This window comes from uncultured Campylobacter sp. (assembly GCF_905373215.1).
GTDB lineage: Bacteria > Campylobacterota > Campylobacteria > Campylobacterales > Campylobacteraceae > Campylobacter_B.
In genome coordinates, this window is record NZ_CAJPRT010000021.1 from 13,234 (window position 1) to 27,447 (window position 14,214).

At 45.7% G+C, this 14,214-nt stretch carries 11 protein-coding genes and 5 tRNA genes; 1 reads left to right on the plus strand and 15 read right to left on the minus strand.

Annotated elements, in window-relative coordinates:
• Positions 1 to 30 precede the first annotated feature (30 nt).
• The 15 genes from rpoC to QZ176_RS08715 form a co-directional block, all read right to left on the minus strand.
• Positions 31 to 4,545: a DNA-directed RNA polymerase subunit beta' gene (gene rpoC, locus QZ176_RS08645; protein WP_295152860.1), complete on the minus strand. Its 4,515-nt coding sequence runs from the start codon at positions 4,543 to 4,545 to the stop codon at positions 31 to 33.
• On the minus strand, positions 4,542 to 8,678 hold the full coding sequence (gene rpoB, locus QZ176_RS08650; RefSeq protein ID WP_295152862.1) for a DNA-directed RNA polymerase subunit beta: 4,137 nt from the start codon (positions 8,676 to 8,678) through the stop codon (positions 4,542 to 4,544). Before rpoB ends, rpoC begins: the two co-directional genes overlap by 4 nt.
• 90 nt (positions 8,679 to 8,768) lie before the next feature.
• Positions 8,769 to 9,152: a 50S ribosomal protein L7/L12 gene (gene rplL, locus QZ176_RS08655; RefSeq protein ID WP_291939393.1), complete on the minus strand. Its 384-nt coding sequence runs from the start codon at positions 9,150 to 9,152 to the stop codon at positions 8,769 to 8,771.
• A gap of 20 nt (positions 9,153 to 9,172) precedes the next feature.
• Positions 9,173 to 9,652: a 50S ribosomal protein L10 gene (gene rplJ / locus QZ176_RS08660; RefSeq protein WP_295152864.1), complete on the minus strand. Its 480-nt coding sequence runs from the start codon at positions 9,650 to 9,652 to the stop codon at positions 9,173 to 9,175.
• A gap of 113 nt (positions 9,653 to 9,765) precedes the next feature.
• Positions 9,766 to 10,467 (minus strand): 50S ribosomal protein L1, encoded by a 702-nt coding sequence (gene rplA / locus QZ176_RS08665; protein WP_291939398.1) that lies wholly within the window; start codon positions 10,465 to 10,467, stop codon positions 9,766 to 9,768.
• 56 nt (positions 10,468 to 10,523) lie between these two features.
• A complete protein-coding gene (rplK, locus tag QZ176_RS08670; RefSeq protein WP_005872629.1) occupies positions 10,524 to 10,949 on the minus strand; it encodes a 50S ribosomal protein L11 in 426 nt (141 codons plus the stop codon).
• Between the two features lie 20 nt (positions 10,950 to 10,969).
• On the minus strand, positions 10,970 to 11,500 hold the full coding sequence (gene nusG, locus QZ176_RS08675; RefSeq protein ID WP_291939405.1) for a transcription termination/antitermination protein NusG: 531 nt from the start codon (positions 11,498 to 11,500) through the stop codon (positions 10,970 to 10,972).
• A gap of 14 nt (positions 11,501 to 11,514) precedes the next feature.
• A complete protein-coding gene (gene secE, locus QZ176_RS08680) occupies positions 11,515 to 11,688 on the minus strand; it encodes a preprotein translocase subunit SecE (protein ID WP_005872632.1) in 174 nt (57 codons plus the stop codon).
• Positions 11,689 to 11,700: 12 nt separating this feature from the next.
• Positions 11,701 to 11,776, minus strand: a tRNA-Trp gene (locus tag QZ176_RS08685).
• A gap of 9 nt (positions 11,777 to 11,785) precedes the next feature.
• Complete coding sequence (rpmG, locus tag QZ176_RS08690; protein WP_005872634.1) at positions 11,786 to 11,959, minus strand: 50S ribosomal protein L33; 174 nt, start codon at positions 11,957 to 11,959, stop codon at positions 11,786 to 11,788.
• A 55-nt stretch (positions 11,960 to 12,014) separates the two neighbouring features.
• On the minus strand, positions 12,015 to 13,214 hold the full coding sequence (gene tuf / locus QZ176_RS08695) for an elongation factor Tu (protein WP_040304280.1): 1,200 nt from the start codon (positions 13,212 to 13,214) through the stop codon (positions 12,015 to 12,017).
• Between the two features lie 56 nt (positions 13,215 to 13,270).
• Positions 13,271 to 13,345: transfer RNA gene (locus QZ176_RS08700), tRNA-Thr, on the minus strand.
• Between the two features lie 113 nt (positions 13,346 to 13,458).
• Positions 13,459 to 13,535, minus strand: a tRNA-Gly gene (locus QZ176_RS08705).
• A 12-nt stretch (positions 13,536 to 13,547) separates the two neighbouring features.
• A tRNA-Tyr gene (locus tag QZ176_RS08710) sits at positions 13,548 to 13,632 on the minus strand.
• Between the two features lie 36 nt (positions 13,633 to 13,668).
• Positions 13,669 to 13,744, minus strand: a tRNA-Thr gene (locus QZ176_RS08715).
• Between the two features lie 126 nt (positions 13,745 to 13,870).
• On the opposite strand from QZ176_RS08715, the gene QZ176_RS08720 reads away from it, so the two are divergent.
• Positions 13,871 to 14,083 carry a hypothetical protein gene (locus tag QZ176_RS08720; RefSeq protein ID WP_295152866.1) on the plus strand — a complete coding sequence of 71 codons (213 nt, stop codon included), beginning with the start codon at positions 13,871 to 13,873 and terminating at the stop codon, positions 14,081 to 14,083.
• Positions 14,084 to 14,214: the final 131 nt, after the last annotated feature.

Sequence of the window (14,214 nt, forward strand, 5' to 3'; positions counted from 1 at the left end):
ATCCTTTAAATTTAGGGCTTGCGCCCAAAATTATTTTTTGAGTTTGACCTCTTTGTCCTTATACAGACCCGTTCCCACAGGGATTATGCGACCTAGGATGACGTTTTCTTTTAAGTCCTCCAATCGGTCAAATTTACCCGCGATACTAGCCTCGGTTAGAACCTTTGTAGTCTCTTGGAAGGATGCCGCCGAAATGACGCTATCGCTTCCGACGGCTGCACGAGTTACGCCCAGCAGTACGGACTCTGCAATCGCAGGCTCGCCACCAATTTTCATAATGCGCTCGTTTTCTTCTCTAAATCTGCGGCGGCTAATGAGATCGCCGACGATTAGCTGAGTATCGCCGCTATCGACGATTCGAACCTGGCGGAGCATCTGAGATACGATGATCTCGATATGCTTATCGCTGATAACGACGCCTTGAGAGCGATAAACCTGTTGAATTTCGCTTATCAGATAATAATGCAGCGCCTTTTCGCCTAAAATTCTAAGCACGTCGTGCGAGCTGATAACTCCGTCGGTAAGCTTCTCACCTGCGTGGACGAACTCGCCGTTTCTCACTTGGATCTGGCGACTTTTATCGATTAGATACTCGGCGCTCGTCCCGTCCTCTCCCTCGATTACAATGCGCTCTTTTGCACGTAGCGCCTTATCGAAGCGAACGGTTCCGTCGATGTCTGCGATAATCGCGGTATTTTTCGGACGGCGCGCCTCAAATAGCTCCGATACGCGCGGCAAACCACCGGTGATATCTTTTGATTTCGCAGCAGCCTTTGGTGTCCTAGCCAAAATATCCGCAATCGCTACCTGATCGCCCTTATTCGTAAAAATTGCGGTCTTCGGTCCTAGATTATATTTGATAGGCTCTCCCTTGCTAGGAGTTACGATAATTGCCGGTTTGACGCCCTGCGGTAGGTATTCGTTGATAACCAAACGGCTTTGACCTGTAGTCTCGTCATATTGCTCCGTAGCGGTGTATCCAGGCTCGATATCCTCGAAGCTGATCTTACCCTCGCACTCTGCTGCTACCGGGATAGAATACGGATCCCACTCAGCGATAATCAAGCGATCATCTTTCTTAGGCTTGGCGATAATATCTTCGCTTTTTACGACGCTATTATCATCATAGGTAATGACAGATTCGCGCGGTATATAGTGACGGATCGCCTCTCTGCCGTTTTCATCGGAGATGACTACGTACATACCCTTCTCGCTTACGACGTGACCTTTTTTGATATCTCTTAGCCTCTCTAAATAATCGCCCTTGAGGATGAAATATTTAAGCGTACCATTTGCTCCCGCTTTGATCTTTTGAGTTACCGGCTCGCCGTCTTTGACGCGAAGTTCGCTGGCAAACGGAATTCGAGTAGGGATATTCCAGTCTTCTTTTATAACCTCCACTAAACTATCATTTTCTCCAACGGTTTCGCCGTCTTTGAAAACGATGTAGAATTTTCCCTCAACTTTACCGCTTACGCCAGCAAGCTCAGTAGGCTTAGCTAGATCGTGGCGTCGGATAGCATATCTAAATTCTTCTTTCTTACCTTTTAGCGTAATATTCACATCGTCGTGAGTTATATCAATGCTTACCTTGCCGGTAATTGGGGCTTTGATCTTTGGCTCGACCAAAAGCACCGCGGCGTTTCTGCGGTTCATCACGATATTTTTACCGCCGTTTTCATAGGTCTTTACGTTGTAATATCTGATAAAGCCTTCCTTATCAGCGATTACTTGGCGATCTTGCTGCTCGGTAGATGCGGTACCGCCGGCGTGGAAGGTTCGTAGCGTAAGCTGCGTACCCGGCTCGCCGATTGATTGCGCAGAGATGATACCGACCGCTTCACCCGGTTTTACCAGCTTGCCCTCGCCCAAATTTACGCCGTAGCACTTCGCGCAAACCCCTTTTTCAGCCTTGCACGTAATAGGCGTGCGGATGCTTACGGATTTGATGCCTGCATCGACTATGGTGCGTACCTCATTAACGCCTAGAAGCGTGCCTTCAGTAAATAAAATTTCATTCGACACCGGATCAATCACATCCGAGCTTAGCACCCTACCCATAATCCTATCGGCTAGGCTTTCTATTTGCGTTCCGTTCTCTACAATCTCAGTAACCTCGATACCCTCGTGCGTACCGCAGTCATGCATTGTAACCCTGACATTTTGCGCAACATCGATCAGCTTTCGCGTTAGATATCCCGCATTTGCGGTCTTAAGCGCCGTATCGGCAAGACCTTTACGCGCGCCGTGAGTCGAGATGAAGTACTCGTTTACGTTCAGACCCTCTCTAAAATTTGAAGTGATCGGCGTTTCGATGATTGAGCCGTCGGGCTTACTCATAAGACCTCTCATACCCGCTAGCTGTTTAATCTGCTCCGCGCTACCTCGCGCGCCGCTATCGGCCATCATATAAATAGAATTAAAGCCGTCCTTGTCCTTCTCCATCATCTTCATCATCTCATCGGCTAGCTTCTTGCTGGTGCTGGTCCAGATGTCGATGGTTTTATTATAGCGCTCGCCGTCGGTTAGCAAACCCGCGCCGTATTGGTTCTGAACCTCTCGCACCTGCTTTTTAGCCTCTTCTACAAGACCCGCTTTAGACTTCGGCACGATGATGTCCGAAACAGAGATCGAAACGCCCGCTTTGGTCGCGGATTCAAAGCCTAAATTTTTAAGATTATCCAAAAATTCCGCGCTTATCTCAAGGCCACCGTTTTTATAGACGTAATCGACAAGCTCGGCGATATCCTTTTTCTTCATAATCTTATTCCAAAGATGATCCGGAATAAAGCTAGGCAGGATCGATTTGATGATCAAGCGGCCCGCGGTCGTAAAGATAGTGCGGCGATCGATCATCGTTTTGATTTTGGCGTGAATATCTAGAGCGTTTGCTTCTACGGCAAGCATTACTTCATCGACGTTTGCAAAAATTTTATTTGTTCCTTTTGCACCCGGCTTTTCGAGGCTTAGATAATAAATTCCTAAAACCATATCCTGGCTAGGCACCGCGACAGGCTTTCCGCTCGCAGGAAGCAAGATGTTCATCGAGCTAAGCATTAAAATTTTACATTCCGCAATCGCCTCTTGGCTAAGCGGCACGTGCACCGCCATCTGATCGCCGTCGAAGTCCGCGTTGAATGCGGCGCAGACTAGCGGATGCAGCCTGATCGCCTTACCCTCGACGAGCACCGGATGAAACGCCTGAATAGACATCTTATGAAGCGTCGGCGCGCGGTTTAGCATAACTGGGTGATCTTTAACGACCTCCTCCAAGCACTCCCAAACTTCATTGATCCTATTTTCGATCATCTTTTTAGCCTGCTTGACGGTCGTTGCGTATCCCTTCTCTTGCAGGCGTGCGATTAGATGCGGCTTGAATAGCTCAAGCGCCATCGTCTTAGGCAGACCGCACTGATCCATGCGTAAATTTGGACCTACGACGATGACGGAGCGACCCGAAAAATCCACGCGCTTTCCGAGCAAATTTTGTCGGAAGCGGCCCTGCTTACCCTTAATGATCTCGCTTAGAGATTTAAGCGGTCGCTTATTGGCGCCTTTTACGGCATTGGCGCGACGTCCATTGTCAAAAAGCGCGTCCACCGCCTCTTGAAGCATTCGTTTTTCATTGCGAATGATGATCTCGGGTGCATCGAGCTCCATCAGCCTTTTGAGCCTAGAATTTCGATTTATGACGCGGCGATACAGATCGTTTACGTCCGAAACCGCAAATTTACCGCCCTCAAGGCTTACAAGCGGGCGCAGATCGGCAGGCAGCACGGGCAGATTTGTAATCATCATCCACTCCGGCTTATTGCCGGAATTTAAAAAGCTCTCGACGACCTTTAGACGCTTGACGATGGTTTTTTTCTTCGCTTCGGAGTTTGTGTTAGCCATCTCCTCCTTCAAAGAATTTAAAATTTCGACCAAATCAAGCTCGGCTAGCATATCACGGATCACCTGACCGCCCATTTTGGCGACGAAACCCGTCTGCGAAAAGCGCTCTTTTAGGCTCTGATACTGCTCCTCATTTAAAACATCGTATTTCTCGACCTTTTTGGAATTTTCGTTGTCGTAAAATGCCTCGCCCGCGCTTTCTACGATGTAAGCCTCATAATAAAGCACGCGCTCAAGATCTTTCATCTTGATATTTAGAAGCGTACCGATGCGGCTAGGCAAGGAATTTACGTACCAAATATGCGCCACCGGCGTTACCAGCTCGATATGCCCCATTCTAGTGCGGCGAACCTTCGAGCTCGTGATCTCGACGCCACATTTTTCGCATTTCCAGCCTTTGTAGCGCATCTTCTTATATTTGCCGCAGATGCACTCATAGTCTCTTACGGGGCCGAAAATTTTAGCGCAAAAAAGCCCGTCGCGCTCCGGTTTGAGCGTGCGGTAGTTAATAGTCTCGGGCTTTTTGACCTCGCCGTGGCTCCAAGCTTTGATCTGCTCGGGACTGGCGAGCCTAATAGCAAAAGCATCGAAATCGTGGACTCTGGCGTCCTCTTTTATTTCTATTCTTTCTAAATTTGAATTATCGCTCATTTATTCTCTCCATTCTCGTAAATTTCAACGTCTAGAGCAAGCGATTTAAGCTCGTTTGTTAAAACAAAAAATGTCTCAGGAATTCCGGTAGAAGGAACGTTTTCGCCTTTTGTCAGCGCTTTATACGCAGCCAAGCGTCCGTCGACGTCGTCGGATTTGATCGTTAGCATTTCGCGAAGCGTATATGCCGCGCCGTATGCCTCCAGAGCCCAAACTTCCATCTCGCCGAATCTTTGACCGCCGAATAGCGCCTTGCCGCCGACGGGCTGCTGCGTAACTAGGCTGTAAGGACCGGTGCTTCTTGCGTGAACCTTCTCATCGACTAGGTGATGCAGCTTGAGATAATACATGCAGCCCACGTTTACGCGCTCTTTGATCTTTTCGCCGGTGCGGCCGTCGTAAAGCTCGGTCTTGCCGTCCTGATCGATGCCCGCCATTTCAAATAGCTTTTTGAAATCCTCCGGCACAATGCCTTCGAATATCGGAGCGGAAAATCTAACGCCCTTAGCCCAGTCTCTAGCGTATTTTAAAAGATCTTCGTCGCTGATCTTCTCAAGCGTCTTTTTAGCCTGCATTAGCTTGGAAACGCCCGCGATCTCAATCATTTTGGCGCGAAGGGTTTTTATCCACTCGCCCGTTTTCTCTTCTAAAATTCTAGCGATCTGCTCTCCTAAGCGCCAGCCCACAAGACCTAAGTGGCTCTCCATTATCTGACCGATATTCATACGGCTTGGAACGCCGAGAGGATTTAGCACGATATCCACGCGCTGTCCGCTAGGCAGATACGGCATATCGACTTCAGGGACGATGTTTGAGACGATACCCTTATTTCCATGGCGGCCCGCCATCTTATCGCCCACTTTTAGCTTGCGCTTGGTAGCGATATAGACCTTTACGAGCTTAACGACGCCGCTTGGCAAGATATCGTCTTTTTCTAAAATTTCGATCTTTTCGTCGTGTTCCTCTTTGAGCTTGCGCTTTTCGTTTTGGAAGTGGTTTTTTAGCTCTTCGTATTCCTTCTGAACAGCTTTAGAATAAGCCTTGACGAAAGAATTTAACGTAAAGCGGTTGGAGCTTTCAAGCTCCTCTTTTTTAACCTTATCGCCCTTTTTATAATCTTTTTTATTTAGGCTTTGATCGCTTTGTAAAGCGCTTTTAGAAAGTAGCGCCACTACCTTTAGCATCTCTTCGCGATCGAGCATCAAAAGCCTGTCGTGATGCTCCCTTTCGAGCTCGGTTTTTTCATCCTCATAGGCTTTGTTCGTGCGCGGATCCTTCTCGTAGCCCTTTTTGGTAAAAATTTTAACGTCGATCACCACGCCTTCCATCGAAGCGGTAGCGTAGAGAGATTTATTTACCACATGTCCCGCCTTCTCGCCGAAGATCGCGCGTAAAAGCCTCTCCTCTGGCGTCGGTTTAACCTCGCCCTTCGGAGTTACCTTGCCTACTAGGATCATGCCAGGTTTGACATGAGTACCGATCTTTACAATACCGCTATCATCGAGGTGGGTAAGCTCCTCCTCTTTGATATTAGGGATGTCGCGAGTGATCTCCTCCACGCCGTCTTTAAGCTCTCTAGCCTCGATCTCCTTTTCATAAACATGCACGCTGGTGTATTCGTCGGCACGAATCATCTTTTCGCTCATGACGACGGCGTCCTCATAATTATAGCCATGCCACGGCATGAAAGCTATGAGGGCATTTTTGCCGATCGCAAGCTCGCCGCCGTCCATGCTAGGACCGTCAGCTATGATTTGACCTGCCTTTATCACGTCGCCTTTTCGCACGATAGGGCGCTGTGAAAAGGTAGTGTTTTGGTTAGTGCGTAAATTTTTCTCCATCGAGTAGTGATCGATAAACGGACCTTTTTCGTCCTCGCCCAAAATAAATATATTTTTATTATCGACCTTTTCTACGATACCGTCGCGACCGGCTTTGATCGCTTCCCACGAATCGCGCGCGATGATCGCCTCCATGCCCGTTCCGACGATAGGAGCGGTAGAGTGTAGAAGCGGCACGGCTTGGCGCTGCATGTTCGAGCCCATAAGCGCGCGGTTAGCATCGTCGTGCTCCAAAAACGGAATCAGCGACGCCGCTACGCCCGCGACCATACCCGAGCAAAGATCAATCAGCGAAATATCCTCGCGTTTAGCCATGATATTTTCGCCGTCTTTTCTGACCTCCAAAAGCTCTTCTACAATATTGCCCTCTTCGTCCAATTTAGCGGACGCAGGAGCGATTACGAGCCCCTCTTCTTGCGTAGCGGTAAGATATACGATCTCGTCGGTGACCTTGCCGTTTACGACCTTTTTATACGGAGCCTCGACAAAGCCCAGATCATTTACCTTCGCATAGGTCGCTAGGGTGTTGATCAGGCCGATGTTTTGACCCTCCGGGGTCTCGATAGGGCAAATTCTACCGTAGTGCGTAGGATGGACGTCGCGCACCTCAAAACCTGCACGCTCTTTAACTAGTCCGCCCTCGCCCAGCGCAGATAGACGGCGTTTATGCGTGACCTCGCTAAGCGGGTTGGTCTGATCCATGAACTGGCTTAGCTGGCCGCCGGTGAAAAATTCCATAAGCGTAGTAGTGATGATTTTAGGGTTTACGAAATCATACGGCATAAGCTCGTCTAAATTTCCGCTGATGCCGGTAAATTTATCCTTGATCGCCTTTTGAACTTTGATAAAGCCAAGGTGCATCTCGTTTGCCAAAAGCTCTCCGATCGAGCGGATGCGGCGATTGCCGAGATTGTCGCGATCGTCGATGAAGCCGTCGCCGTTTTTAACTCTAATTAGATATTTCGCCGTCTTGATAATATCCTCGCTGGTTAGCACGGTTACGTACTCCGGTGCCTCGATGCCTAGTTTATGGTTCATCTTCATACGACCGACTTTGGTCAGATCGTAGCGCTCAGGGTTGAAAAATAGATCGTTTACAAAACTCTTTGCCGCTTCTTTTACCACCGGCTCGCCCGGGCGCATAACCTTGTAAATCCTAATCGCAGCCAGATCGTTCTCGTCGTCTACGCCTTCGCTTTGCTGCAAGAGCTTAAGCGCGTCGGCGTCTTGAATGAAGGAATTTATGATTGAAGTATCTACGCCGCTAGCTAGGTCGTTAGCGATCGTAAATTTTTTCTCGGTGTTAGCGATCTTTGCTAGCTTGCCCTCATCTAGCGCGGTTAGCGAATCAAAAAGCACTTCGCCGCTTTTTTTATCGACGACGGCATCGGCCAGGTAGCGCTCGGCTAAAATTTCAGCCGGATACTCGATGAGCTTTAGTCCGTCCTCTGCTAACTTCTCCGCTTTTTTGACCGTTAGGCGCTTGCTTGCTTGATGAAGCACTTCGCCCTTTTCATTTATAATGTCGTAATCGAGCCTGCCCGCGTATTCTTTCGGATCAAAATCGGTTAGAAATTTTCCTTTTTTAATATAGATCGTCTTAATAGGATAAAATAATTTTATAATGTCTTGTTTTTTGTAGCCGAGTGCGCGAAATAGGATCGTGATCGGAACCTTGCGCCTTTTATTTATGCGCACGTATAGTACGTCTTTTACGTCGTATTCGAAGTATAGCCAGCTGCCGCGATCAGGTATTATTTGAGCGGTGTAGATAAGTTTATTTAGAACCGTCGGGCTCTCTTCCTCTTTGAAGATTACGCCCGGGCTTCTGTGCAGCTGATTTACGACGACGCGCTCTACGCCGTTTATGATAAATGAAATTCTATCGGTCATTAAAGGAATGTCGCGAATGAATATATCTTGTTCTTTGATCTCTTTTACGCCGATTTTTTTGTCCGTTTTTTCGTCGCGCTCATGCACTAGCAAGCGGAGCTTCATCTTTAAATTTACGGAGTAGGTAAGACCTCTCTCCATGCATTCTCTAATCGAATACTTTGGCTTTGAAATTTCGCTACTTACATACTCGATACTTAGTCTATTCTGTGCATCGTGGATAGGAAAAATGGCTTTGAAAACCTTCTCTATGCCGCTTTCTCCACCCGAGTTATCAAGATTTAAAAAATGATCAAAACTTTTCTTTTGTAGTTGTAATAAATTCGGAATTTCGATGTCTTTGGGAACCTTTGAAAAATCCACCCTGAGACGATTTCCTGAATATAGGCTGTTTAACATTCCACTACCTCGTAGTTGTATTTTAAAGAAAGAAGTGCCGATGCGACGCACCGGCACACATTTGTATGCGAAATTTTAAAATTCCGCGATTTATTTGAGTTCGACTTTAGCGCCTGCTTCTTCAAGCTCTTTTTTAGCCTTCTCGGCGTCTTCTTTATTAAGGCCCTCTTTAAGAACGGACGGAGTAGCCTCGGTAGCGTCTTTGGCTTCTTTTAGACCAAGACCTGTTAGGGCGCGAACGACCTTAATTACGTTGATTTTCTTATCGCCTGCATCAAGCAATACGACGTCGAATTCTGTTTTCTCTTCAGCCGCTGCCGCACCTGCGCCGCCAGCACCTGCGCCGCCTGCTACCATAACCGGAGCTGCGCTTACGCCGAATTTTTCCTCAAATTTTTTAACTAGTTCGCTAAGCTCTAGTACCGAACGATTAGAGATATACTCCAAAACCTCTTCATCTGTTGAAATTGCCATTTTATTCTCCTAAATTTTAATTAAGCGCTAGCTTCTTTTTTCTGCTTAAGCGCATTGAGGCCGATCGTAAAATTTTGGATCGGCGCATTCCATACTTGAAGTAACATCGCGATAAGCTCGTCTCTCGAAGGCATCTTCGAAAGCGCCCTAACCTTATCTACGCCGGCTACTTCCCCATCGATATGAGCAGTCTTGAGCTTAAAAATTTCATTTTTCTCTTCAAATTTAGCCGCTACTTTACATACAGAAAGCTGCTCGCCCCATAAGAAGATATTGGTATCTTTAAAGCTAAGTCCGTTTTTTTCGGCATTTTTTAAAGCGATATTGGCTAGGGTATTTTTGATAACCCGAACCTTTACGCCCGCTTCGCGCGCGCTATTTCTAAGATCTTCAAGCTGCTTAACGCTAAGGCCTTTAAAATCGGAAATTACTATAGCTTCGCTAGCTTTGAAAGCCTCGCCAAGCTCCGCTACTATCTTTGATTTTTCGTCTCTCGTCATTAGGTCTCCTTTCCGATCGGTGATTTCAAGCCAAGCGATCGAAATTTTAAAATTTCGATCAATTAAGTTAAAAACCTTGAGCTATCTCCAATCTAAGATAAAAATTTAAAATTTTATTTTAAATCGATTATTTCTTGATTATCCAGTGTAACTGCAGGGCTCATAGTAAGTGAAAGCGATGCATGAGTTACGTATCTGCCCTTCGCAGTCGCTGGCTTATGCTTATTTATGGTTTTAATAAACGTCGTAAGATTGTCTAAAAGCTGCTCTTTGCTAAAGCTAGCCTTGCCAAGGCCTGCGTGGATATTTCCCTGCTTATCGACGCGGAAGTTTACCTGTCCGCCCTTAGCGTTTTTAACGGCTTGAGCGACATCCATAGTAACGGTACCGGTTTTAGGATTCGGCATAACGCCTTTTGGACCAAGAATACGACCTACCTTACCGACTAGTCCCATTAAATTTGGAGTGGCAATAAGAACGTCGAAATTTATATTTCCTTTTTGAATCTCTTCGATCAGATCATCGGCGCCCACGATATCTGCACCCGCTTCGCTAGCCTCGCTAGCTTTTGCGTCCTTTGCAATCACGGCTACGCGGACGCTTTTGCCCGTACCGGCAGGTAAAACGACCGAGCCGCGCACCATCTGATCGGCATGTCTTGGATCTACGTTTAGTTTAAGAGCGATCTCCACCGTCTCGTCAAATTTAGCAGAAGCTAGAGTTTTTACCGTGCTTACCGCTTCGTCTACGCTATAAATTTTATTTACGTCAACTTTTTTTAAAAGTTCGTTGAATCTTTTTGAATTTTTTGGCATATATTTCTCCGCAATTAAAGTGCTACCGCTTTTTTAAACCTTAGCGGTCAAAAGGTCTAGTCAGTGACCGTAATACCCATAGAACGAGCCGAACCCGCTATAATCCTAGCAGCCTGCTCTCTATCTTTGGTATTCAGATCGGCGATCTTTTTCTCGACGATCTCTAAAACCTGAGCCTTAGTTAAGGATGCTACCTTCTTTTTAAGAGGATTGTCCGAACCTTTATCTATCTTCGCCGCTTTTTTGATCAAATCCGTCGCAGGCGGTTGTTTAGTGATGAAAGTAAAGCTTTTATCGGCATAAACCGTGATGATGACTGGGATATTAAAGCCCGCCATATCTTTGGTTCGCTCGTTAAACGCTTTGCAAAATTCCATAATATTAACGCCCTTTTGACCTAGTGCAGGACCTACCGGCGGGCTTGGATTTGCTTTTGCGGCCGCTATTTGCAGCTTGATTTCGCCAACAACTTTCTTAGCCATAAATTTACTCCTTATAAAATTTAAATAATCTTTTCAACTTGCGAGTATGAAATTTCAATCGGCGTGCTTCGTCCGAAGATTGAAACATTGAGGCGAAGCTTGCCATGGATCATATCATACTCTTCTACGATGCCGTTGAAATTAGCAAAAGGCCCGTCGACGATCCTAACCGTTTCGCCCTCATCAAAATTAATCTTGGGCTTAGGAGCCTCGCGATTATTAATCTTTTCTAGAATTATTTCGATATCTTTTTCCGGTAGCGGAGAGGGCTTTTTAGCCTCGCCGATAAAGCGACTGACCTTAGGTAGCATCTGAATTCTATGCCATAAAGTGGTATCCAGATCTAAATTTGCAAAGCAATATCCTGGATATAAGCTACGCTCTTTAATGGTTTGCTTTGTGTTTTTGACCTCTATAACATCTTCGGTAGGCACAAGCACTTCACCGATCTTAGCCTCAAGTGCTTCGTCTTGCTTTAGTGCTTCTATCGCGCGCTTTACCGCCATCTCGCTGCCGGCGTAAGTTTGTATCGCATACCATTTATTTGCCATATTACGATCCTTACTTAAGCAGTTATCAAAGCGGACATAATAAGATCCACTAGCGCTAAAAACAGTGCGATAACTACGACTACGACGACTACAGAGATATATGCTGTTTTAGTCTGATCTTTAGTCGGGAAAATTACCTTATCTAACTCTACTTTTGCTTGTTTATAATACTCTTTTACTTTTTCCATACCCAATCCTCGTGGCAGGGCAAGAGGGATTCGAACCCCCAACCATCGGATTTGGAATCCGGCGCTCTACCGTTGGAGCTATTGCCCTATAAAACAATTAGCCTTTTAACTTTACTTCTTTATGAAGCGTGTGCTTTTTTAATCTAGGGCAATATTTTTTAAGTTCTAGTTTTTCGGTCGTAGTTTTGCTATTTTTATAAGTAGTATAGTTAATATCGCCACTTTCGGAGCATTTCAATCCGACCTTTACTCTGCTTGAATTCTTTGCCATTTGGTTTCCTTGAATAAAAAAGCAAGCGGAATTTTAAAATTCCGCTTGCAAAAAATTAAGCGATGATTTTCGAAACGACGCCTGAGCCTACTGTATGACCGCCTTCGCGAATCGCGAAGCGAGTACCTTGCTCAAGAGCAATCGGAGCAATTAGCTCAACGGTAATTTTAACGTTGTCGCCAGGCATTACCATCTCGGTTCCCTCAGGAAGAGTAATCGAACCGGTAACATCTGTAGTACGAACGTAAAACTGCGGTCTATAATTATTAAAGAATGGAGTATGGCGTCCGCCTTCTTCTTTAGTTAGGATATAAACCTCGCCCTCAAATTTAGTATGAGGAGTAATCGATTTAGGTTTGCATAAAACCATACCGCGTTCTACTTCCTCTTTCTTAGTACCGCGCAATAAAACACCTACGTTATCGCCGGCTTCACCTTGATCCATCTCTTTTCTAAACATCTCAACGCCAGTGACGGTAGTAGTCTGAGTAGGTTTAATACCTACGATCTCGATAGTATCGCCAACTTTAACTATACCTTTTTCGATTCTACCGGTTACAACGGTACCACGACCGGAAATCGAGAAAATATCTTCGATCGGAAGAAGGAAATCTTTATCGGTATCGCGAACAGGAGTTGGAATATAGCTATCAACAGCATCCATAAGCTCCATAATCTTTGCAGACCATTCGCCATCTTGTCCAGCTTTTGCTTCCTCAAGAGCCTTAAGAGCAGAGCCCTTAATGATTGGGGTCTCGTCGCCAGGGAATTTATACTCTTTTAAAAGATCTCTAACTTCCTCTTCAACTAGCTCTAAAAGATCCGGATCATCGACCATATCAGTTTTGTTTAGAAAAACTACGATATAAGGAACGCCTACCTGGCGAGAAAGCAAGATATGCTCGCGAGTTTGAGGCATAGGACCATCCGCAGCAGAGACAACTAAAATAGCGCCGTCCATCTGCGCCGCACCAGTAATCATATTTTTTACGTAGTCAGCGTGACCTGGGCAGTCAACGTGAGCATAGTGACGTTTCTCGGTCTCATATTCGATGTGAGACGTAGCGATAGTAATACCGCGCTCTTTTTCCTCGGGAGCGTTATCGATATTGTCGTAGTCCTTTAGCTCAGCTAGACCCTTCCTGGAAAGAACAGCAGAAATAGCAGCTGTCAAAGTAGTCTTACCATGGTCAACGTGACCGATGGTACCAATGTTTACGTGTGGCTTGTTACGATTAAATTTTTCTTTAGCCATCATATCCTCCGTTATTGATTTGTGGATTACACAACAAACTAAGCGACTCTATTTTATGGAGCTCATAGCGGGACTTGAACCCGCGACCTCTTCCTTACCAAGGAAGTGCTCTACCTCTGAGCCATATGAGCCTAAACTCAGGCAAAGAGAAATCGCTACCAATACCCAACAATGCGACCAAAATTTAGATTATGTAAGCATATAAAAGCAGTTAAGTTTTACAGCTCCCAGTAAACCTAAATGGTGGAGCGGGAAACGGGGCTCGAACCCGCGACCCTCAGCTTGGAAGGCTGATGCTCTAGCCAACTGAGCTAATCCCGCATCAAAAATTCATGGTGGTGAGACGTGGATTCGAACCACGGAAGGCAAAGCCAGCAGATTTACAGTCTGCCCTCGTTGGCCACTTGAGTATCTCACCCTTTGATGAAATCTGGTCAAACACTGTTACAAAAAATGGAGCTGGTGGACGGGATCGAACCGCCGACCCACTGCTTACAAGGCAGTAGCTCTACCAGCTGAGCTACACCAGCATTTTGAAATTGAAGTGGCAATTATAACCGAAAAATCCCCAATTGTCAAGGCTAAAACATCCTATTTTAAAATTTCATAAAATTTCTGCTATAATGCGCGCAATTTTAAATTTTAAGGAATTTTATATGAAAATCATACCTTGGATCATAATAGTTTTTATGATTTATTTGATTTATTATTTTATCTCCCGCTCTGAAAAGCGTCTAAATACCCTTGAAAAGCGCCTAAATAAGATAGAAGAAAACTTAAGCGAGCTAAAAAAGGCTACCGAAGCCAACAGGCTTTTGATTGAAGAAGCAAAGCTAGACTCCGAAGATGACGAAAAAGAGCAAGAATAAAATTAAATTTAAAGCCCCGATCTCGCTAGCTTAGCCTTTTTTTGCTAAATATCTCGTGCTAAAAATTATGAATATATTCTATAGTGCACTTTGGCATTTTTGAAAGAAATTTTGCCGCAATGTCGGAACCG